This window comes from Alistipes sp. Marseille-P2263 (genome assembly GCF_018101075.1).
GTDB lineage: Bacteria > Bacteroidota > Bacteroidia > Bacteroidales > Rikenellaceae > Alistipes > Alistipes dispar.
In genome coordinates this window covers 15,535-38,134 of record NZ_JAGQEJ010000012.1, presented here as the reverse complement: position 1 = coordinate 38,134, position 22,600 = coordinate 15,535, and the positions used below count along the sequence as shown (strand labels likewise).

The 22,600-nt window shown below is 55.5% G+C and carries 18 protein-coding genes and 2 tRNA genes; 12 read left to right on the top strand and 8 right to left on the bottom strand.

Going from position 1 to position 22,600, the window contains the following annotated elements; all coding sequences use genetic code 11:
- Positions 1–26 precede the first annotated feature (26 nt).
- Together KB554_RS12685 and KB554_RS12680 are read right to left on the bottom strand one after the other, a co-directional pair.
- A complete protein-coding gene (locus tag KB554_RS12685; RefSeq protein WP_211036394.1) occupies positions 27–1,547 on the bottom strand; it encodes a DUF3868 domain-containing protein in 1,521 nt (506 codons plus the stop codon).
- Between the two features lie 11 nt (positions 1,548–1,558).
- The gene (locus KB554_RS12680) at positions 1,559–2,134 is read right to left on the bottom strand and encodes a DUF3575 domain-containing protein (RefSeq protein ID WP_211036392.1); all 576 of its coding nucleotides are present in this window, start codon (positions 2,132–2,134) and stop codon (positions 1,559–1,561) included.
- Between the two features lie 212 nt (positions 2,135–2,346).
- Between KB554_RS12680 and KB554_RS12675 the strand changes: the two genes are divergently transcribed.
- Positions 2,347–3,231, top strand: coding sequence for an AraC family transcriptional regulator (locus tag KB554_RS12675; protein WP_211036390.1), 885 nt, complete (start codon positions 2,347–2,349; stop codon positions 3,229–3,231).
- Positions 3,232–3,529: 298 nt separating this feature from the next.
- Here KB554_RS12675 and KB554_RS12670 read toward each other — a convergent pair whose 3' ends face one another.
- Positions 3,530–4,111, bottom strand: coding sequence for a flavin reductase family protein (locus KB554_RS12670; protein WP_141428762.1), 582 nt, complete (start codon positions 4,109–4,111; stop codon positions 3,530–3,532).
- Between the two features lie 183 nt (positions 4,112–4,294).
- Between KB554_RS12670 and KB554_RS12665 the strand changes: the two genes are divergently transcribed.
- Together KB554_RS12665 and raiA are read left to right on the top strand one after the other, a co-directional pair.
- A complete protein-coding gene (locus KB554_RS12665; protein ID WP_211036388.1) occupies positions 4,295–5,197 on the top strand; it encodes a tyrosine-type recombinase/integrase in 903 nt (300 codons plus the stop codon).
- A 23-nt stretch (positions 5,198–5,220) separates the two neighbouring features.
- Positions 5,221–5,517 (top strand): ribosome-associated translation inhibitor RaiA, encoded by a 297-nt coding sequence (gene raiA / locus KB554_RS12660; RefSeq protein ID WP_141428758.1) that lies wholly within the window; start codon positions 5,221–5,223, stop codon positions 5,515–5,517.
- Positions 5,518–5,736: 219 nt separating this feature from the next.
- Here the strand turns inward: raiA and KB554_RS12655 are convergent.
- Positions 5,737–5,808 (bottom strand) — tRNA-Glu (locus KB554_RS12655).
- Positions 5,809–5,953: 145 nt separating this feature from the next.
- Between KB554_RS12655 and KB554_RS12650 the strand changes: the two genes are divergently transcribed.
- Together KB554_RS12650 and KB554_RS12645 are read left to right on the top strand one after the other, a co-directional pair.
- Positions 5,954–6,676, top strand: a complete 723-nt coding sequence (locus KB554_RS12650; protein WP_141428756.1) for an RsiV family protein — start codon at positions 5,954–5,956, stop codon at positions 6,674–6,676.
- Positions 6,677–7,678: 1,002 nt separating this feature from the next.
- On the top strand, positions 7,679–8,503 hold the full coding sequence (locus KB554_RS12645) for a glycosyltransferase family 2 protein (protein WP_211036386.1): 825 nt from the start codon (positions 7,679–7,681) through the stop codon (positions 8,501–8,503).
- 49 nt (positions 8,504–8,552) lie between these two features.
- Here the strand turns inward: KB554_RS12645 and KB554_RS12640 are convergent, their stop codons facing one another.
- From KB554_RS12640 to KB554_RS12625, 4 genes are read right to left on the bottom strand one after another with little or no spacing between them, the layout of a single operon-like run.
- Complete coding sequence (locus tag KB554_RS12640; protein WP_211036384.1) at positions 8,553–10,508, bottom strand: MAC/perforin domain-containing protein; 1,956 nt, start codon at positions 10,506–10,508, stop codon at positions 8,553–8,555.
- Between the two features lie 19 nt (positions 10,509–10,527).
- Positions 10,528–11,679 (bottom strand): CDP-glycerol glycerophosphotransferase family protein, encoded by a 1,152-nt coding sequence (locus KB554_RS12635; RefSeq protein WP_242116364.1) that lies wholly within the window; start codon positions 11,677–11,679, stop codon positions 10,528–10,530.
- A complete protein-coding gene (locus KB554_RS12630) occupies positions 11,583–12,584 on the bottom strand; it encodes a glycosyltransferase (RefSeq protein ID WP_211036382.1) in 1,002 nt (333 codons plus the stop codon). Before KB554_RS12630 ends, KB554_RS12635 begins: the two co-directional genes overlap by 97 nt.
- Entirely contained in the window at positions 12,581–14,134 is a 1,554-nt protein-coding gene (locus tag KB554_RS12625) for an FAD-dependent protein (protein ID WP_211036380.1), read from the bottom strand. Before KB554_RS12625 ends, KB554_RS12630 begins: the two co-directional genes overlap by 4 nt.
- A gap of 134 nt (positions 14,135–14,268) precedes the next feature.
- Here KB554_RS12625 and KB554_RS12620 point away from each other — a divergent pair.
- From KB554_RS12620 to KB554_RS12595, 7 genes are all read left to right on the top strand, one after another.
- Positions 14,269–14,350, top strand: a tRNA-Leu gene (locus KB554_RS12620).
- A gap of 443 nt (positions 14,351–14,793) precedes the next feature.
- Positions 14,794–15,150 carry a hypothetical protein gene (locus KB554_RS13325; protein ID WP_242116362.1) on the top strand — a complete coding sequence of 119 codons (357 nt, stop codon included), beginning with the start codon at positions 14,794–14,796 and terminating at the stop codon, positions 15,148–15,150.
- Positions 15,147–15,884: a relaxase/mobilization nuclease domain-containing protein gene (locus KB554_RS12610; RefSeq protein ID WP_242116361.1), complete on the top strand. Its 738-nt coding sequence runs from the start codon at positions 15,147–15,149 to the stop codon at positions 15,882–15,884. The genes KB554_RS13325 and KB554_RS12610 overlap by 4 nt, the downstream gene beginning before the upstream one ends.
- A 12-nt stretch (positions 15,885–15,896) precedes the next feature.
- The gene (locus KB554_RS12605; protein WP_211036378.1) at positions 15,897–16,556 is read left to right on the top strand and encodes a hypothetical protein; all 660 of its coding nucleotides are present in this window, start codon (positions 15,897–15,899) and stop codon (positions 16,554–16,556) included.
- A gap of 162 nt (positions 16,557–16,718) precedes the next feature.
- Positions 16,719–17,621 (top strand): DEAD/DEAH box helicase family protein, encoded by a 903-nt coding sequence (locus KB554_RS13430; RefSeq protein WP_339328771.1) that lies wholly within the window; start codon positions 16,719–16,721, stop codon positions 17,619–17,621.
- A gap of 147 nt (positions 17,622–17,768) precedes the next feature.
- The gene (locus KB554_RS12600) at positions 17,769–21,551 is read left to right on the top strand and encodes a type ISP restriction/modification enzyme (protein ID WP_339328770.1); all 3,783 of its coding nucleotides are present in this window, start codon (positions 17,769–17,771) and stop codon (positions 21,549–21,551) included.
- Between the two features lie 20 nt (positions 21,552–21,571).
- On the top strand, positions 21,572–22,600 hold the full coding sequence (locus KB554_RS12595; RefSeq protein ID WP_211036376.1) for a ParA family protein: 1,029 nt from the start codon (positions 21,572–21,574) through the stop codon (positions 22,598–22,600).

Sequence of the window (22,600 nt, the reverse complement as noted above, 5' to 3'; positions counted from 1 at the left end):
AATAAAAACCGGCAGTAGCAGGAATTCTACTGCGAGATGTTCCGATAACGTTCCAGACGCGCGTTGTCCCCGCGCTTGCGCTCCAGCTCCTCCAGATTCCGGCGGGCCTCCGCGCGTCCGGCGTCGGCCGCACGGCGCAGCAGCGGTTCCGCTTCGTCGAGCCGGTTCTCCAGGAGCAGCGCCGCGCCGCGGTTGTTGGCGAACGCCGAGGCCATCGCGGCATCCGGCGCGGCGATCGCCCCGGCCGCATGGTCCAGGCAGCGCTCGGCAGCCGCCGCATCGCCCCGTTGCAGAAGCGAGGCCGCCGCATTGATATTGGCCGCGGGATCGTCCGGATAGAGTTCGAGAATCCGGTCGAAAAAGCCGTGGTAGCGCGCGGAATCGGAAGCATACGACGCCGCGATGCGGTACAGTTCCATTTGCGAAAGTTTCTCGGGCGCATGTTCGGCCACGGAGAGCGACTCCTCGAAAGTATAATCACGCAGATCGTAACGCACCTGATAGTCCACGTGGCGGAGCTGCGGGAAGATATCGGTCAGCAACCGCTGCCACGTCCGGCCCGTCGCCCGGAGCGCCTGTTCCTTTCCGTCGGGCGTCAGCGGCCCGTCGATGATCCGGAGCACCCGCTCGCGGTCGGGCAGATCGCTCTCCTCGACCAACTGGCGCAGACCGCTCCAGTCCTCGCCCACGGAGCTCACGCGAAAAATCCCCTCGGGAAGCGCATAGGCCCGTTGCAGGTAATCCTTCAGCGCCTTGGCGCGGGCCAGCGAAAGACCGGCGTTCCGCTCGGCATTTCCGTCCGGAGAGGCGTAGCCCTCGATGAAAATATCGGTGATCTCGCCGTCGCCGTCCCGGCGAATCCGGTCGATGACAGCGCGGATCTTGCCCAACTCCTCGCCGTTGTGACGGAAATCGGGAAGGATAGCCGAGCGGCCGACCTGGAAATCGAGAAACGCCTCGCCCTTCACCAGCCGCTGCTTGGATTCGGGCCCCGGCTCGCAGTAAACGACCGAGACCTGCGGAACGTAAGGCTCCAGCGCCGGGAAGGCGATCCGGTCGCCGAGCGCGACGGTGAGCAACTGCCGCTTGCCGCCGCAGGAGGCGAGCACCTCCTGCAATTTGAGCGAGGCGCCTCCCATCCACTCCTCGTAGGGAACCGCCGCCGCATAGTCCACGAGCGTCTGCTCCTCGTCCGCCACGTTCACGGTCTGATAAGGCTGCTCCTCGCTCCAGAACCTGCGTGTCAGACGGTTCCGGCGATCCGTCATCCGCCGCCGGTTCCTCCCGTTGATCACCACGCGCGGAAAATAGCGGAAGTGCTTCCCGTCCGCCGTACTCAGCTCGGGCACGAACGTCCAGCTCTGGCAGGTATTGACGGCCCGGTTCCGGATCAGGAACTCGAACTCCAGCCGCAACGAATCGTCGCGGTCCACGTCGAGACGCTTGCATGTCATCCGAATGTCCCCGCGGAACTGGGCCCGGAGCGTTCCGGAACTTCCGGCGAGGGAGACGAACAGCGAAACGAGCAAAAGATAGAATTTCCTCATGCCGACAAAAGTTATTTGTGATTGAAAAGATAGACGACCGAAATGCCGACACGCGTCGGGCCCCAGTAGCCGTGGTGCTCGTCGCGGCCGGTGACCCGCCCGCAACGGTAGCACTCGAACCGGTCGTAGCGCGTATAGATATACCCCAGACCGACGGTCGCCTCGAGATTCCAGTGCGCTCCAAGATACCAATGGTAGCCGTAGCTTATGCCGCCGCCGACCATCCATCCCTGGTAGCGCGTATGGCGGAGCGTCGGCAGCAGCGGGACCCGGAATCCGCCGGCGTTGTACTGTCCGCCCAACAGGTGCACGCCCCAGAAGCCACGGTTGAACGCCTCGCAGTTCCACCGCCGGATTTCGGGCTGCACCAGCCAGTGCTTCACCTTCCGGTTGCCGGAGAAAGTCCACGGATTGAGATTCCCCGAGAGATCCACGGACCAGCGCGCGGAGAATCCCGCCTCCAGCGCCAGATTGACCGTCGTCGTCGCATCGTAGAGCAGGTTGCTCTTGACGGCCAGCCGCTGCGCATGCGCCTCCGCGATTCCGCAAAACAGCATCAATAGAAACGGCAGTAAAACTCTGTTCATATCGTTGTCTTCCGCCCTGCTCTATTCTCAATAGAGCGGACCGGCTGCCGACAACTGATTTTCAACGACATAAAACGGAAATACGTTTCAGCGCGCGGCGTATTCCGAAACGGACGGGCTCCGGAGAGGGAACCTGCTGGCAACCAAGCGACAACAAAACCGTTTGCTGAAACACTGCTGAAACATAACGTAACGAATAACAGATTGGACCCATGAAAAACACCCTTTTGCTGCACGACCTATTATATATAGGCGAACACCAGACCTGCAACCACTACCGGGCCGACGTCGGGAGCGGCTTCATCTACGAAGAGCTCGAAGCCGGCGAAACGGAACGGCTCGACACCGTGCGGAGGAACCACCTGCTGATCCTGCTGGAAGGGCGCTGCTCGCTCGACTGCAACCAGTTCTCGGGCCGCGACTTCTCGGCCGGCGAGATGATCCTCGTACCGCGTTCGGCGGCGTTCAGCGGACGGACGCTCACACGGGTCCGGCTGCTGGACATGGCCTTCGAGAAACCCGAGAGCGGCTGCGACCGGCTCGTGCTGCAAAGCTATCACACGCTGTGCCGGCAACTGCGCTACGATTTCCGCCCCACCGAGATCCGGTATCCGCTCACCGCCTTCTTCGACCTGCTCGTCTTCTGCCTGAAGAACGGCATGAGCTGCGCGCACCTGCACGAGATGAAACACCGGGAGCTCTTTTTCTATCTGCGCGGGTTTTACAGCAAGGAGGAGATCGCCGGGCTCTTCTACCCGATCGTCAGTCGGTCGTTCGACTTCCGCAATTTCGTCTTCGAAAACTACCGGAAGGTGCATTCGCTCAAGGAGCTGATCGACCTCTCGCCCATGAGCCGCAGCACCTTCCTGCGCCGGTTCAAGAGCGAGTTCAACGACACGGCCCACGACTGGATGCTGAAACAGACATGCCAGCGCATCGTCGGAGAGATCGCCTGTCCGGAGACGACGATCAAGGACCTCATGGCCAAGTTCGGCTTCGACTCGCACAGCAGCTTCAACCGCTTCTGCAAAACGAATTTCCACTGTACGCCGTCGGAGCTGATACGCAGATACCGCAAGGACGTGTCATGCAGATAGTAACGCAATATCTCACTGGCATTCACACCGATACGTCATGCGTCAGCCGGATCGCCCGCCCGTCGGAAACGCCGGCCCGGCATCCGACTTCCGGACTTTGACCGAAAGCGGCAACAGGATGGAACGTACGGAGAACCGCGACGGGCGGGAAGTCGCTAAATTTGCACCGAGTAAAAAAGAATTCTTTCCGAAAAGAAAAAAGTCATGCTCTATTGAGAATAGACCATGACTTCACAAATATAGGGAATATTGCGGAAAATCCAAATAAAAATCGCCCCGTTTCCGCGGTTCCGGAGCGTCACCGCCCCTGCTTCCGCCGTTTCCGGCGGACCGACCACCCGAAACGGCCCAGTGCATCGCCCAGCGCGAAGTACTCGCCGTGGGAATAGACGATCGGTTCGGCCCGTTCGAGGCAGAACCGCCCCGTGGCGGGGTCGATATAGGCTTCGTCCGCCTGCACGTTCACCACTTCGGCCAGGAACATGTCGTGCGTGCCCAGCGGCAGCACCTGCCGCACGCGGCACTCGATGCTGACGGGCGCCTCGGCGATCAGGGGCGCCGCGACCCGTTCGGCCGGAACGGGCGTGAGCCCCGTCTCGCGGAACTTGTCGAAATCGCGCCCCGAACGGACGCCGCACCAGTCCGTAGCGCGCGCCATCGAACGCGTCGTGAGGTTGATGACGAACTCGCCCGTGCGGCGGATAACCGCATAGGAATGCCGCTCGGGCCGCACGGAGATATAGCACATGGGCGGCGTCGTGCAGACCGTCCCGGTCCAGGCCACTGTCAGCATGTTGTACTCTTCGGGAGTGGCGCCGCAGCTCACCAGCACCGCCGGCAGCGGATACAGCACCGTACCGGGTTTCCAGTTCTGTTTCATACGATCGGAATTCGGGAACAAAGATAGCACAATCCGGAAGCAGAACCAAACGACGCGCCGGCCACACCGGGGCGAAACCCGTCCAAACGGGGCGAAGACCGGAGCCCGTCCGCATCCCGGCGGCGGAAAACAATCCGGCGGCGCGCACACCAAAAACGCCCCGTCTTGCGTTATATTTGCAGCATGTTACCGGAATTCATACGCTACCTCGAGGCCGAACGGCGCTACTCGCCGCTCACCGTCCGCAACTACCGCCGCGACATCGAACGGTTCATGGCGTGGCTCGACTGCGACGACGCTTCGTTCGACCCACGGAGCGTCACCACGGACCAGGTGCGCGAATGGATCATCGACCGTACCGAACAGGGAGGTATCGGCGCCGCGTCGATGAACCGCGAGGTCTCGTCGCTCAGGACCCTCTTCCGCTGGCTGCTCCGCACGGGCGCCGTCACGCACGACGTCATGCGTCCGATCGCCTCGCTCCGGACTCCGCACCGGTTGCCGGCCTTCGTGCCCGAGAGCCGCATGAAGGGCATCGTCGGGGAGTGCGAACGCGACAGCGGCGATTTCGCCGCCGAACGCGACGCGCTGATCGTACTGATGCTCTACGCCTGCGGACTGCGGCTGGCCGAGCTGGTGGGCATCGACCGGGACGACCTGTCGGACGACGCCATGTCGCTGCGCGTGCGCGGCAAGGGCGACAAAGAGCGGATGGTCCCCGTACCGGAGCCCGTCCGCGAAAAGATTCTGCGCTACCTCGACCTGATTAAGCGGCAGAATATTTGCGATTCCGGAGAAAAAGCGCTATTTTTAACACGGAAAGGAGAGCGCATATCCCGCACGGCGGTTTACCGCACGGTGCGCCGCGAACTGGAGCGCAACGGAGTGCAGGGCAAGAAAAGCCCCCACGTCCTGCGGCACACGTTCGCCACGCACCTGATGAACGGCGGCGCGGATATGCGGGAGATACAGGAGCTCCTCGGACACGCCTCGCTGCAGGCCACGCAGGTCTACACGCACAACAGCATAGCCAGGCTCCGGGAGGTCTATGCGAAGGCCCATCCCCGCGAAAAGGATGGGAAGTGATTAACTTAATAAACTGTAAGGCTATGAACGTACAGATTCAATCCGTGAAATTCGACGCCGACAAACGGCTGGTCGAATTCGTGAACGCCAAGATGACGAAACTGGACCGCTTCGCGGAACGCTCGACGGGCGCCGAAGTCATTCTGAAACTCGATAAGGACCACGAAAAGGGAAACAAGATCGCAACCATCACGCTGCACATGCCGGGCGAGGACCTGGTGGCCTGCCACCAGTCCAAGGCCTTCGAGGAGTCGGTGGACGAGGCGATCGACGCCCTGAAACGCCAGTTGGAGAAATTCAAGGCGAAAACCGAGAAATAGCAGCCCGCCCCTGCCGGCAAAAGCACGGCGGCCGCCTTCCTGCGAAGGCGGCCGCTGCCGTTTTCTCCGTCCGGCAGGCATTTCCGGGATGCCGACGGAAGCGTACCGGAACGTGCGGCGACACCGGAGCCGATGCCCCCTCCGAAGCAAAAAGCCGTCCCCCGGGACGAAACGGCACGAAGTAAAACGGCCACACTTCCGTATGGCCGTTTTACTTCGTAGTGGATAGGGGATTCGAACCCCTATGTCATGCGTGAGAGGCATGTATCCTAACCCTTAGATGAATCCACCGTTTGAGTTTCGTGGTGCAAAGATAAGGTCTTCTTTCGAATCTCCAAAATTTTCGGACAAAATATGTGATTTTTTTTCGGAAAGGGCCGCAAAACACGCTTTTTGACTATCTTTATCCGGACATAACCCCTTTAACCCTTCCGCCATGAAAAAAGCACTCCTGCTGTCTGCCGCCGCACTCCTGCTGGCCGTCTCCTGCAACCGACGCCCGGTACGCCCCGCATTCGGGACCGTGAGCGTCGATACGCTGCTCGGAGACAGCGGCGCCGGATGCCGGATCGAATACCGGTTCGCCACGATCCTGAACGCCGCGGAATCCCCGGCGCTGCAAGCCGTCGAGCAGGCCAACATCCGCTACTTCTTCCAGACCGGGGAGCAGACCGGGTCGGTACGGGAGGCGATCGCCGCCGCCGTCCGGGAGATCGACACGATCTACACGGCGGACATCCGGCCGACGCAGTCCTACGAAATATCGGTCGAAGCGGAGGGCAGCGTGCAGGATTCGCTGCTCACCTACGTCATCACGCGGTCGAGCTACACGGGCGGCGCACACGGCATCTACGAGACCGAATACCACACCTACTCGCTCGCAAAGGGGTATGAAATCACGACGGCCGATCTCTTCACCGAGGAGCAGGCGGAGCGTCTCGACGAACTGATCCTGCGCAAACTCTGCCGGCAATACGGTGCGAGGAACGAGGAGGAGCTGGCCGCACAGGGCTTCTTCCCCGAACAGATCGGCGCCACGGAGAATTTCCGTATCGCACCCGAAGGCATCGTTTTCTGCTACAATCCCTACGACATCGGCTGCTACGCGCTGGGCGCCGTCGAGGTCACGGTAAGCCGCGAAGAACTGGATGAACGCTGAGCGGAAAGGATACGGACACCCCGACTCCCCGGAAAACGGATCCGGAAAAGGTCCCGGACGACGGGTCGGTTCCGCCGGACCCGCCCTGCCCCGCTACAAACCGCCGCAAAAAAGAAAAAGGCCCGAGTCTCACGACTCAGACCTTTTTTCGGAGGGGAACCACCCCCTTCCAAAAACGAGGTTTAATCGGAGGTATTCGACCTTCGGAACGAGTACCGCCCCTCGAGTCTTAGTGATGCGGAACGCATCACAACCTGCCGATTTCCTCAACCAACCTAAAACTACTAACCTAAATGAACCTTAAAACTTCACTGCAAAGATAAGGGCCTTTTTCGAATTACGCAAATAATTTATGAATATATTAAATATATTTAACAATTTGGTAACATACAAAGCTCTGCAAAAGGCAGGAAACGAGAAAGGCAGCAAGATATAATACAATACAAATCAGCGCATTGCATCAAATAATACAACCGTCGGGCGTATCGCCGGAAAAACCGGATACGGACCGGAACCGTCCGACGAAATGCAACCGGAATCCGAAGCCGTCCGAAAAGGTTCCGGCACAGACACAAAAAAAGGAAACCCGGAATCGGGACAGAACGTCCGTCATCCACAGTTTCCTCACCAACCTAAAACTACTAACCTAAATGAACCTTAAAACTTCGCTGCAAAGATAAGGCGGAAAAAGATACCGTGCAAGTTTTTTATTAAAATTTTTTCGGATTTTTTTCATATTTTTTAATATAGCATCTTCGCGTTTTCATTCAACATATTGTATATAAGCAAGATACAAACCGGATTCATCGTTTTGAAACATTCTTTCGGTACTTCGGTGCAGTATTCCCCGAAAATCGCATTTATAATTAAGAAAACCAGAATTAATAGTTATTTTTGTGCAATGATTTCGGAGAAAGCCGCTCAGAACAGTCCGCGTCCCGGCAAAGATTTTGCAGGACGGAAAGACCGTTTCGGCCGTCCGATCCAATCCATTCACACACGATGACAGTATCGCTGATCATATCCACCTACAACTGGCCCCGCGCCCTCTATCTGTGTCTCGACAGCGTGATGCAGCAGAGCGTACTGCCCGACGAGATTCTGATCGCCGACGACGGGTCGGGCATGGAGACACGCGACGTCGTACGACATTTCGAACGGATCTCACCCGTCCCCGTCCGCCATATCTGGCACGAGGACCGCGGGTTCCGCGTCGCCGCCATCCGCAACAAGGCCATCGCGGCCAGCCGGTGCGACTACCTCATCCAGATCGACGGCGACCTGATCCTGCAACGCAACTTCATTCAGGACCATATCGCCTTCGCCAAAGAGGGGCACTATGTCGCCGGGTCGCGCGGAATCATCACCGAAGCACTGACCCGGAAAGTCCTCAGCGGCGAAATAACGTCGCTGTCCGCTCTGAGCCGGGGCGTCCGCAACAGCAACAACGCCCTGCGCATCCCGATCGCCGCAGTACTCTACCGGATGCTGGCTCCCAGCCGAACGCCCCGCAGTTGCAACATGGCGCTCTGGCGCAAAGACGCCCTGCGCGTGAACGGATACGACGAGACCTTCGAAGGATGGGGATACGAGGACACCGAGCTGGGACTTCGCCTCGAAAACAGCGGCATCCGCCAGCGTCTCATGAAGTTCAGCGGCATCGTCTTCCACCTCCACCACGACAAGGCGTCGCGGGAAGGCTGCCCGGCCAACGAACAACGCTACATGAAGAGCATCCGCAAACACCGCACCTGGAGCCCCGCGGGAATCGACCGCCACCTCTCGCCCGCCGGGCAGGCTGCAATTCTTACCATCTTACATTCATAACCAGAATAAGAGAATAAATTAGATTCATTTCAATGAACAATAATATATACTACCTTATATAGGATAACGCCCCGTCCGAATTCAAATCATGCCCTATTATATATCGAAAGCTATTTGGAGTCGCATCATCAATACACATAAAAAACAAATCAGGAATACCATTTCCATCTATATCGCATAATTGACCATCCGCTCCAGCACCATGATTTCCACATCCTTTGTAAGTAAAATAAGGAGTGACGGAAACAGGATTACCGGATTTATCTACATTATGTAATACCATATATCTAAAATTATTGGCTCCATCAGGATCATCATATGCAGTTAATATAATATCAGGTCGAGGATCCGTATCAATATTCCCCACCGTAACTCCTGCGCCATCAGCTGTACGACCAAAAGTAGTAGGAACATAATAATTTACCGATGTTCCAGTCCAGGATTTTCCATCAGAACTTAAATCATAATATATCTTATACCTAAATTGATTTGGTCCACCAGAAGGTGCATCATATTGCATTAATATCATATCTAAGATTCCATTATCGTTAATATCATAAAGCGCAATGCCCGCACCATCAGCTTTTCGCCCCATGTTTGTAGGAATAATAACTTTATCAGAAAAATATCGGCAACTACCATCTACATTTAGATCCCACCCAATGACATATCGAAAGCTCAAAGTTCCCTTATTATCATCCAAAGCCATAAAGACCAAATCATCCATCCCGTTTTTATCAATATCTCCAATTGCAATTGCAGCGCCTCGGTCCACGTCAGAAACAGTCTTAGGAACCCAAAATCTTTGCGATTGCCGACCATTCATTCCATCAGCATCGGTGTTAAAAATAACCCAATACCAAAATCTATTTGGAGTATTATCATCATTACCCATAAGAATGAGATCCGGTTGTCCATTTTTATCAATATCCTTTATCACCACTCCTCCTCCTTGATTATCATTTCCTAATCCATTCACTTGTCGAACAGGAATCGGAATAGCAGTATTGACAATATCAAAAACCTTGCTTTGGATATACTCTTCGTATGCACGTTTAATCACGTCTCGCTTACCAATAGGAACAAACTCATAAATTGGATATACCTTATCACGATCGGCTCCAATCATAACAGACGTACTTTCATTAATAGATCTCAACCATTCTGATGCTGAAATAGTTTTATCCACATCTCCATTCTGGTCTATTCTAATAGTAAAGTCCATACTACCTTCTCCTCCTACAGATCGCACTACCATTTTTTGTTGCGTATTTTTCCGGGCATTCTCAATTGTATAATCAGATCCAAAATTAAAAGAGAAAATATTTGCAACAGAAAATTTAAATCCGGCCTCATGTATTTGTTTCGATTTAGCTTCTGTTGCTTTTGATTGATATAACATTTTTAACGCACCTCCCAAATGAACATTAGCTAATACATGGGTTCCATATTTCAAAATAAAATCCATTGGTTTCATCGAATTTACATCCTCCAAAAATTGAGAGGATACATATTCGGTTAGTCGCGCCAAATCCGCATTTAAACTTACTTTTGCAAATAGATGCGAATAAGTAGCAAACGTTTGAGAATAAAGTGATGTATAACTATATGAAACATTCTCGCCCAATTGACTACCACCTAACATGAATTTCATTTCATCATTTTTAGCTGTTACGGGTTCCGAATATGAAGATTTAATTCCTAACACACGGGTTAATTCATAAAGATCCGATTCCGATGTGTAATCATAAGACGTAACCCTATATATATTCTTCTCAAAAATAGAAGCATCATCTTGAATGAGGTTTTCTACATCTATTACTCGTGCTTTATGCGCCAATGCACCGAACTGCCCTGTTATATCGTATCCATATCCTAACAAATCATATTTACCATCCCCACTAGATCGAGTTATTACATCACTACTATCATCCAAAATCAAATCCATCTCATTATTTACACAGCATGTAAACAATAAACCTAGCAAAAGTAAAATCTTTTTCATATTTTTAGAATTAAATAATTTATTTAAAATAATATTTCCGCCGCATTTTCCATTTGCGGATCAGATTGAGCGGCTTGCGTTTCAGCCCGACATGCCCCCGTTCCAGAAAATCATCTACGGCATCGAGGACACGTGCGGAACAGCGGCAATCCCGATGCGGCTCATGGAACATCGTATAGGTCCGGACTTCACGCATCAACTCGTCGGGACGGGTCAGCGCCCGTTCGAGTGCCGGACCGACCTCTTCCGGCCTCCGAACATCTATCAGATACGGTCCGGGGTGCGAATTCCGGAACGTCACGACAGGCTTGTCGAGGAACATGAATTCCAGAATGATGGACGAACTGTCGCATAGCATGACGTCAGCCTTGTGCATAGCCGTAACATCGAACGTATTTCCCACATAAGTCGCATTCGGATATTCGGTAGCAATTCGTTTATAACGGTCCAAAATATCAGGGTCTGTCAGTTTCGGATGAAACATGAAAATCCAATTCCAATCCCGGGCAACGAGCAGGCGTTCGATCTCCTCGGCCAACAATGGCGCCGAAGTCAGCGACCGCGTGAAAGTCGAAGAGTAGAGAACCGTAGGCCGAACATTCCGGGCATTTACCTGCATTTCCGAAGAAAAATAAATGTCTGCTTTAGGCCATCCGGTTTCATAGACCCGAAAAAAACCGCACTTGCGTTCAAGTTGCTCGAACACAAGCGTACTACTCGGTCCCTGCGTACAATAGAGATCGAACCATCCCCGAATTGTAAAATGATCGTCCCGATGATCGTTGCGCTTGTTAATTGGATAACCATGAAACAACGCGACTTTTACTCCGGGAAAGAAATGGGGGATATAATTACCTGGAGTAAACACGGCCACCGGATTAAAATCAATCACTTCATGCACCGTTCCAAGCCGAATCTCGTCCGAACGAAGCTCATCCGGGCACTCTTTTTCAACGAACCAAGCAACTTCCCCGCCTCTCCGGAGTATCTCGGCCTGCAGAGGCCGAAGGATCGGATAAGCATAGGGTAAATTGACAAACAGCAAATATCTACTCATTTCCCGCATCAATAAATTCAACGGACCAAACGCCTTTGCAAACTCTCCCACCAGCGCTGCAACGTAGCACACAATACGGCCACCGGACGCAACCGGCGGCGGCGGTCCAGCCACAACAAGAGCAGATCGCCCCGGGAATAATACCGGCGCAACGCCGCTCCGCGCCCCTTCGCCGCCCGGTGGATCCACCGCGCATGATCCGAATTCCCGGTCCACGGATTGCGGCTCTTGCGGATGCAGACCAGATACCACCGCACACGGCTCACGAGCCGGAGAAACCCGATCCGCTCAGCCGAAAGCCCCGGACATCGGGCCAGTTCGGAATCGACCGCTTCGGCAAAACGCACGCAATAGTCCACATCGACACTGCGCCGGTTCGCCGAACCGGCCCGCTGGATATAGTCGTATCCCACATAATCCACGAAACGGACCTGCGGCTGCCGGAAGCCGATCTGCACATTGACGAGCTCATCCTCGCCGAGCGGCAACGGATAATGCCGCAATTCGGCATCGAACAGTTCCCGGCGGTAGAGTTTCGCCCAAAGGCAGACGGAAATCGCATGGCTCAACGTCGCCTCGAGGAACCCGAATCCCTCGAGATCCTCCGTGCGACGTTCCCGCACGGGCGCCTCGTACGAGGCCCTCACCCGCTTGAAATCGCAACAGACGATGTCATACCCGCCGATCGCCGCGACCAGTTCCCGCAGCATATCCGGCTCCCAGCGGTCGTCCCCGTCGAGAAAGCAGACATAGCGTCCCCGGGCCTTCGCAAGTCCGGTTTCACGGGCACGCGCCACTCCCCGGTTGGGCGTAGCGACAACGACGATCCGCGCATCCCGCTCCGCACGGGAGCGCACGAGACGCAACGAACCGTCCGTCGAGCCGTCGTCCACCACGACCGCCTCGAAATCGCCGAACGTCTGCGCCTCGACCGAAGCCAGGCAGGCGTCGATATACCGTTCGAGATTGTGGACCGGAATAATCACCGAGACCTCCGGCCGCCGTTCGTTCTCCTTCATCCGATATAGTTTTTCACGGCCTCGGCGATCCGTTCGCCGTCGAGCGCCGCGGAGATGATTCCTCCGGCATAGCCGGCTCCTTCGCCGGCCGGAAACAGCCCTCCGACCGCGGGGTGCATCAGCGTCGCGGGATCGCGCGGGATGCGCACGGGCGTCGAGGTGCGCGACTCCACGCCCACGACCACCGCCTCGTCCGTGAGGTAGCCACGCATTCTCCGTCCGAAGGTCGAAATGCCCTGCCGCAATGCCCGCGCGATGAATTCCGGCATCCACCGATCAAGCCGCGAGGGAACGATGCCGGGAATGTACGACGTCGCGGGCAGCGACCCGCTGGCCCGGCCCGCCACGAAATCCGACACACGCTGCGCAGGGGCGATCTGATGCTCCCCGCCCTCGCGCCGGGCCGCCTGCTCGAACCGCTGCTGGAACTTCAGCCCCGCCAGTTCGCCCCACTCGGGACGCAGGTACTCGAAATCCGCGAGCCGCACCTCGGTCACCAGCCCCGAATTGGCGAAGGGCGACGTGCGGCCGCTGGGCGACATGCCGTTCACGACCGACTGCGCGGCATCGGTCATCGCCGGCACGATGAACCCGCCCGGACACATGCAGAACGAATAGACGCCGCGCCCGTTCTCCTGGCTCACGAGCGAATAGGAAGCCGCCGGGAGGTACTCGCCACGAGTCCGGCAATGGTACTGGATCGAGTCGATGAGCGCCTGCGGATGCTCGATGCGCACGCCCATCGCAAAGGGCTTGGCCTCGATGCGCACGCCGCGCGCGTGCAGCAGTTCGTACACGTCGTGCGCCGAATGCCCCGTAGCGAGCACCACGGCGGCTCCCTCGATCCGCTCGTCGCCGCAGCGGACGCCGCGGATCCGCCCGTCGTGCAGCAGGAGGTCCGTCACGCGGCTGTCGAAGCGGAACACCCCGCCCGCATCGGCGATCGTCCGCCGGATATTGCGGATGATATAGGGCAGCTTGTCGGTGCCGATATGGGGATGGGCTTCGCAGAGGATTTCGGGCGTGGCGCCGTGAAAGACGAGCGTCTGCAACGCCTTGTTGTAATCGCCGCGCTTCTTGCTGCGCGTGAAGAGCTTGCCGTCGGAAAAGGTTCCCGCGCCGCCCTCGCCGAAAGCGTAGTTCGAGTCGGGATCGACGGGGCCGTTGCGGTTGATCCGTGCGATGTCGCGCTTGCGGGCCGAGACATCGCGCCCCCGTTCGAGAATCACGGGCCGCAGTCCCAGTTCGATGAGCCGCAGGGCCGCGAACAGCCCCGCGGGGCCCGATCCGACGACGACGACCTCCGTCCGCCCCTCGACCGAAGGATAGTCGAAATGCACGGGGCCGGGCTGCGGCTCCCGATCGACATAGACTTCGAGCGTCAGGTTCATCTTCACCTGCCGCTGCCGGGCGTCGATCGACCGCTTCACGACGCGCACCAGCGCCACATCCGTCTCCCGGATGCCCATGCGCCGCGCTGCGAGCGACGTGCAGTACTTCGGATCGGCAGCCTGTTTCGGCGTGAGGACGAGGGTTATCTGTCGGGGCATAAGTCGGCGAAATTACCTACAAATGTAAACAAAAAAAGCCGGATAATCCCCCGCCCGGATTGTGTTTTGTGAATTTTTACCTATCTTTGCCTCATCCGCGGGGATGCGCCCGACGCACCCCATGCGGAAATGATGCGGATATGGTGTAATTGGTAGCCACGTCAGACTTAGGATCTGATGCCTTACGGCGTGGGGGTTCGAGTCCCTTTATCCGCACTTTAGGAGCCTTTTCGAAGGGCTCCTTTTTTGTTGTCCGTCCGGCGCAAAAAAGAGGAAAATCTACTGTATATCAAAATTTTGCAAATACTTCGGCTGATTCCCCGAACCGGAAGCGGAAAGCACTTCGCAGCAAACTCGCGGGAGCACGAAAGGGAGCGGAGCCAAAAATCGGGCCGCGCGACGGGACCTGCTCCCGAATGCGTTTGCAATGCGTTGTTTCGCTGCGTTTTAGTCGTAATAAATCTCTCTTGCGGACGTTTTGTTAACCCCCAAAATTTCAACGTCATGAGACAAGAGACATTTGCCATTCTTTTCCTGATGCGAAAAGGAAGACCGAAAAAGAACGGGCTGGCGCCCGCGTCACCACGGGCGGTCTGCGGCAGGAGTTCTATTCCCATTGCGAGGGCAAGCCCGAACGGAGGAACCAGAAAAAGGAGCGCATGATGGGCACGAGCCGCCTCGCGCTGAAAATCAATGAGATGTTCGACGAGTTCCGCATGCAGATACTCGACATCCGCACCAAACTGCTGGCCGAGGACTATGCGGCCAATGCGACGCAGATCAAGCAGCGCTACCTGAACCCGATCTGCAACACGATGATGCTCATCGCGAGCCTTACCGACTACGCGAAGCGGTGGCAGGGCGAGGTGGGCGTGCGCATCACGCAGCGCACAGCCGACAAGTACGAACGGCTGTGCGCTACCTCAAACAGTTCTCGCCCAGCGCGACAAGACACGGACAACAGGTCTCACCTGGGCCGAATACGCACGGACGGCGCGCGCGGCGCGCGGCGATGAATCCGCGCCTTTCGAGGCCCGTCGGCCACATCGTCCTCGCCTTTTCAGCACGGGACGCCGCACGGCTCGACAACCGGCGGATGGTCGGAATCGCCGCGGAGTATCTCTCCGGCATGGGCATCCGAAACACGCAGTTCATCATCGCCCGCCACCGCGACCGCGAGCATCCCCACCTGCATATCCTCTTCAACCGCGTGGACAACGACGGCCGTACCGTCTCCGACCGTAACGACCGTTACCGTTCGGAGTGCCTCTGCAAGGAGCTGACCGTCCGGCACGGGCTCCACTTCGCATCGGGCAAAGAGAATGTCAAGGAGCACCGCCTGCGCGAACCGGACAAGACGAAATACGAGATTTTCCACACGCTGCGTGACGCCGTACCCCGCTGCCACGACTGGCCGGAGTTGACGGCAGCGCTGCGGCGCGAAGGGATCGCCACCGAGTTCCGGATGCGCGGCGGAACTTCCGACCCGCAAGGCGTCGTCTTCGCCAGGAACGGCTACCCGTTCAACGGTTCGAAAATCGACCGGCAGTTCAGTTTCTCCAAAATCGACCATGCGCTGAGTCTGAACCGCCGACAGGCTCTCTCCGCAAATGAACGCGGCCCCGCAAGCAATCCGGCTGCATCGTTCAGTCACCTGCTCGAGGATCTTCTGCAACCGGCCTACGATACGGACGAAGAACGGCGCCGTCAGGAGCGACTGCGCAAAAAGAAAAGACGCCAACGACTTTAAATTTCATTACCTATGGAGACAACCACCGTCATCGAGCTCTTCGAAGAGCTGAAAAAGCAGATCGCCGCGCTCGCCCGCAGGCTGGACGACCGCAACCCGCCGGCCCCGCCGGTGTCTTCGATACCGACTGAACCGGATAATCGGCTCGACCGGCTGCTGGAAATGGCGCGGCACACACACATGAACGTCGAACGGGCCCGCATGGAACTGACGGATCGGATTTCGGCACTGGAAAAGAAACTCGGGCAGGAGCGCGAAAGATGCGGTGCCGAGGCGGCCCGTGCCGCTCTGCCTTCGCCGCAGCGGCATATCCACACCATCGACTTCAAATCCTCGAAATCGACGCTCTGCATGTTCGGGCTCTCGCTCGCCGTCGTTTGCTGCGGCGTACATATCCATCGGCTGCACGACCGCATCGGCAACATGTGCGACGCCGAACTGAAATACCGATACATCAGGATGAAAGGAGAAGCCTCCTCCGAGCGGATCGCAGAATTGGAGGATATTTTCGAATGGAACAGGGACGACGACAAAATCCGCCAGATGAAAAAGAATGTCGAACAATACGAACGAACTATTCAGCAGAGAATAGCTCTCGACGAACAAATAAGATTAAAGGGACAGGAGACCGAACAATTGGATGAAAAAGCAAAAAAATTAAGAGGAAAGTAAATCTTTCCTCTTTTTTCGTGTGGCCCCATGGTTTCTTCGTATATTTGTAAACAAGTAGTAGCATAAACAAACTCCATTATGATGACTTTCGCCGACATTCTACGAAAATTCCGTAAAGAATCATTATCTCAAAGAGACAAAGGATTTCGTTTTGAGCGACTTATGCAGGGCTATTTGAAAACCACTTCATTATATGCCAACCGTCTCGAGGAAGTATGGCTTTGGATGGAATTCCCCTTCCACGACCAGTTCGGCGGCAAGGACACCGGCATCGACCTTGTGGCCCGCACCGTCGAGGGCGAATATTGGGCCATTCAATGCAAATGTTATGCGGCGGATACCTTCATCAACAAACCCGACGTAGATACATTCCTCGCCACCTCGGGCAAGCGCTTCGAAACCGAATTCGGCATGACGGGATTCGCACAGCGGCTGTGGATCTCAACGACGAACAAATGGAACTCCACGGCCGAGCAGACGATCCGCAATCAGAATCCTCCGGTAACGCGACTGAACCTTATCGACCTCGAAAACGACGACGTCGATTGGAGCAGCCTCGAACAAGGCCTCTTCGGCGTGGCCTCCCGGTCCAAACCCTTTGCCATACGGGAGCACCAGCAGGAGGCCATCGACCAGGCCCACGCCTATTTCAAGATCGACGAAGCCACCGGCCAACCCGCCCATACGCGCGGCAAGCTCATCATGGCCTGCGGCACAGGCAAAACCTTCACCTCGCTGCGAATCGCCGAGAACGAAACCGGAGGCCGCGGTCTGGTGCTGTTCCTCGTGCCCTCGATTGCGCTTTTGGGACAAACCCTCCGGTCGTGGCTGCAACAGGCCCAGGAGCCGATGACGGCTGTCTGCATCTGCTCCGACCCGCAGGTCTCGAAACAGACCGAAAAGAAGGACAACGACACGACGAGTGTCATCGACCTGGCACTTCCGGCCTCGACCGACGTCCCCTCCATCGTCAAGCAACTGCAACACGCCCGCCGGCACAATGCCGAGGGTCTGACCGTCGTCTTCTCGACCTACCAGTCCATCGACGTCATTTCGCGGGCCTAGCAACAACTGCTCGCAGAGACCGGCGACGCCTTCGGCACGTTCGATCTCATCATCTGCGACGAGGCGCACCGCACCACGGGCGTTACGCTCAAGGACGAGACCGAGAGCGCCTTTGTCCGGGTTCACAACAACGACTTCCTGCGGGCCGTGCGCCGTATCTACATGACCGCCACGCCGCGCCTCTATACCGACGAGACGAAGAAACGCGCCGAAGAGAACTCCGCCGTCCTCTGCTCGATGGACGACCGCTCGATGTACGGCGACGAGATCTACCGCATCGGCTTCGGCAAGGCCGTCAAGCAGGAACTGCTCTCCGACTACAAGGTCCTCATCCTCGCCGTGGGCGAAAAGGACATTACCCCCACGCTGCAAAACGCACTGACCCGCGAGGACGGAACCATCGACGCGGATGATCCCTCGAAACTCATCGGCTGCATCAATGCCCTCTCGAAAAAGGTGCTCGGCGCCGATGAAGAGTTCGTCAAGGGCTCCGACCCGCTGCCGATGCGCCGTGCCGTGGCCTTCTGTTCGAGCATCAAGGCCTCGAAAGCAATCGCCAATGCTTTTACCGACTACAAGGACCTCTACATGGAGGACATCCGCGAGGAGGACCGCGCCACGATGGTCGATGTCGTCGCCCACCACGTTGACGGTTCGATGTCGGCTACCAAACGCGACGAGGAGCTGATGTGGCTCAAGGAGCAGCCCGAAAACGAACGCGAATGCCGAATGCTGACCAACGCCCGCTGCCTTTCGGAGGGTGTCGATGTTCCGTCGCTCGACGCCGTGGTCTTCATTTCACCGAAGAACTCGCAGGTCGATGTCGTGCAGTCGGTCGGTCGCGTCATGCGCCGCAGCGAGGGCAAGAAATACGGATACATCATCATTCCGGTCGTGGTTCCGGCCGATGCCGAGGGCGACAAGGTTCTCGAAAACCACCCCAATTTCAAGGTGGTCTGGACTGTGCTGAACGCCTTGCGGGCTCACGACGACCGCTTCAATGCCGAAGTCAACAAGATCGAACTGTCGAAAAAGAAGCCCAAAAACATCCTCTTCGGCGGAGTCGGCGCCTCGCGCAAGGACGAAGACCAGCACAGCGACGGCGACAGCAAGCCTCGCGCCGAGAGTGCCGCCGAGCAGCTCGCCACCCAGCTCTCGATGAGTTTCAACGACCTGCAGAACGTCTTCTACGCCAAACTGGTGACCAAGGTCGGCACCAAACGCTACTGGGAACTCTGGGCCAAGGACATCGCCCAGATTGCCGAACAGCACATCGCGCGCATCAAGGCTCTCATCGCCGACAACGGCAAACACCGCCGGGCCTTCGACCAGCTCATGCGGGGTCTGCACCGCAACATCAATCCCGGACTTTCGGAACAGGATGCCATCGAAATGCTCTCGCAGCACATCATCTCGCGCCCCGTGTTCGAGGCCCTCTTCGAAAACTACCAGTTTGCCGCCAGCAACCCCATCTCGCGGTCGATGCAGAAGATGCTCGACCTGCTCGACGACGAGACCAAAACCGAGGAGGAGCACCAGAAACTCCAAAAATTCTACGACTATGTCCGCGACACGGTCGGCGACATCCACGAAGCCGATGCCCGGCAGCGCATCATCGTCGAGCTGTACGACAAGTTCTTCAAGGTGGCCTCGCCCCGCACGGTCGAGAAACTGGGCATCGTCTATACACCGGTCGAGGTGGTCGACTTCATCATCCGCTCGGTCGGTTACATCCTCCAGCGGGAGTTCGGACGGTCGCTCTCCGACGAGAACGTCCACATCCTCGACCCCTTCACCGGAACGGGCACCTTCATCACACGCCTGCTCCAGAGCGGGCTCATCTCGCGCGAGGCCCTGGAGCGCAAATACGGCCGGGAGATCCACGCCAACGAGATCGTACTGATGGCCTACTACATCGCCTCGGTCAACATCGAAAATGTCTTCCACGACCTGATGGGCCCTGATACGGAGTACCGGCCCTTCGGCGGCATCTGCCTGACCGACACCTTCCAGTTGGGCGAGGAGGCTGCGGACGAGAACCTCTATTCCGAGCAGTTCCCGACCAACTCGCGGCGCGTCATTGAGCAGAAGAAACGGCGCATCACCGTCATCGTCGGCAACCCGCCCTATTCCATCGGGCAGAAGTCGGCCAACGACAATGCACAGAACGAATCCTATCCCACGCTCGAAAGCCGTATCGAAAACACCTACGTTGCCCAATCGGAGGCCGCCCTCAACAAATCGGCTTACGACAGTTATATCAAGGCTTTCCGCTGGGCTTCGGACCGACTTAACGAAAAGGAAGGCGGTGTCATCGGCTTCGTTACCAACGGCGCATGGCTCGATGCCAACGGGCTCGACGGCATGCGCAAATGCCTCGAACGCGAATTTTCGGCCATCTATGTCTTCAACCTGCGCGGCAACTGCCGCACAAGCGGTGAAATCCGCCGCAAAGAGGCCGGTAATGTCTTCGGTCTGGGCTCCCGCACTCCGATTGCTATTACGATTCTGGTCAAGAAACCGAAGGTATCCGACGAGGCGGCCCGCATCTGCTACCACGACATCGGCGACTACCTCTCGCGCGAGGAGAAACTGCGTATCATTCACAATATGGGCGACATCAGCAACCCGCTGATGCAATGGATCACCATTACCCCCAACGAACATGGCGACTGGCTCAACAAGCGCAGCGAGCAGTTCAAACTCTTTACCCCGCTGGAGCCCGAAAAGAAGTTCAAGAAAGGAAATAAATCGTTCTTTGAAGGATATTCATTAGGACCAGTATCTGCTCGCGATAGTTGGGTTTATAATTTCTCTTTAGAAAAACTAAAAGTAAATATTTGCAAAACGATCTCTCACTATGAGGAACAGCGAATTTTATTACTAAACAAAAAAATATCAGAACCCGAACGTAACCCTTTGTTAGGATCTTGGTCCAGAGACTGGTTAAATCAAATTAAAAAGAATAAAGTTATTGTTGAGAATCCGCAACAATACCGAATATCAGCATATCGCCCATTTACTCGAACCAACAATTACTTTGATGATGATTTAAATCAAGAAAGATATCAAATACCAAAAATTTTTCCAACAAAAAATCATAACAATATAGTAATATGCGTCTCTGGAATAGGTTCTAATAAAGATTTTTCTTCTATTATAACAGATTGTATTTCTGACTACCAATTACAATTCAACGGGCAATGTTTTCCGCTTTATTGGTATGATGACAGCACGGCGGATATCGCCGACCTCTTCTCGGCTCAGCAGAGCGATGCAGACCGTTACGTCCGCCGCGACGGCGTGACCGACTGGATCCTCTCCACGGCCCGCAAGCAGTACGGAAGCCGCGTAACCAAGGAGGACATCTTCTATTATGTCTATGGCATCCTCCACGCCCCGGACTACCGCACGACCTTCGCCGCCGACCTCAAGAAGTCGCTGCCCCGACTGCCGCTGGTCGAGTCGCCCGACGACTTCTGGGCCTTCAGCCGTGCCGGCCGTAGCCTGGCCGAACTCCACCTCGGATACGAGCATGTGGAGCCCTACGCCGGATGCCACACGGTAAACTCGACCACTTCGGAAGATGACGCCATCAACTACCGTGTAGAGAAGATGCGCTTCGGCAAGCTCGACAGCAAGACGGCCGACAAGAGCATAATACATTACAATGCGGGCATCACGATTGAGAACATTCCGCTGGAGGCCTACGACTATGTGGTGAACGGCAAGTCGGCGATCGAGTGGGTAATGGAGCGCTATGCGGTAAAAACAGACCCAACGAGCCAGATTACGAACGACCCGAATGACTGGTGCCGAGAGCACGACGACCCGAAATACATCTACAACCTGCTGCTGCGCATCATCACCGTCTCGCTCGAAACGATGAAGATCGTCCGCTCGCTCCCGAAACTCAAACTGGAAGAATAAAAATTTAAAATCAAAATAACATGGTTAAGAAAATCGTATTTTTCAATCACAAAGGCGGTGTAAGCAAAACAACCTCGACTTTCAATATTGGATGGAAACTTGCCGAAATGGGACACCGAGTTTTACTCGTCGATGCAGACCCTCAATGCAATCTCACATCTGTATTCTTAGGAGAAAAATTTGATGCATACTATGATGATGCGGAAACATGCTCCAACAACATCATGGATGGAGTGCGCCCCGCTTTTGCAGGAACTCCGGATCCTATTAGGATGATAAATTGCCCCAATCATAGCTTTAATAGAGATTTATATCTGCTCCCAGGGCATATGAACTTATCAGAATATGATCCTCAATTAACATTTGCAATTAATGCTCCGGTAACCTTGACAGCCATGCAGAATCTGCCGGGGTCTTTCAATCAGTTAATTGTAAACATAACGGAAAAATACGATATCGAATACGCCCTTATTGATTTGAACCCGGGATTAAGCACATTAAATCAAATTTTATTTGTTTCCAGTGATGCTTTTATCATCCCTGCTAATCCTGATATATTTTGCGTAATGGCCATCAAGAGTTTGTCCCGCATCTTACCACAATGGATAAACTGGAAGAATGTCAATATCCATAATTTTGCCCACGCTACCTATCCAATGCCCAACGGAACACCTCGATTCATCGGCGAAATAATTCAACGGTTTAATATTAGAAGAGGAGTTGCAGCTGCCATTTATAGGCCATTAATTGACACCATTAAATCAACAGTCAAAGATTTTCTCATCCCAGCTTTGTCCCAAGTTTCTATGACATTTCCCTTAGAAAGATATAGTGACGCTCGCATCTCTGAAGACTTCTGTTTAGCAGAAATTAAAGATTTTGCAACTCTAGGGCAACAATATCAAAAAATAGGAATACCTGTTTTCGCAATTCCAGACGATAAGTTAGAAGCGACAGGAATTGTTAAAGATCAATTAATTCAAAGTCGAGGTGCTTTTAATGAGCAATTCACCACAATAGCAAATAACATTACGGCTCTTCTAAATTAG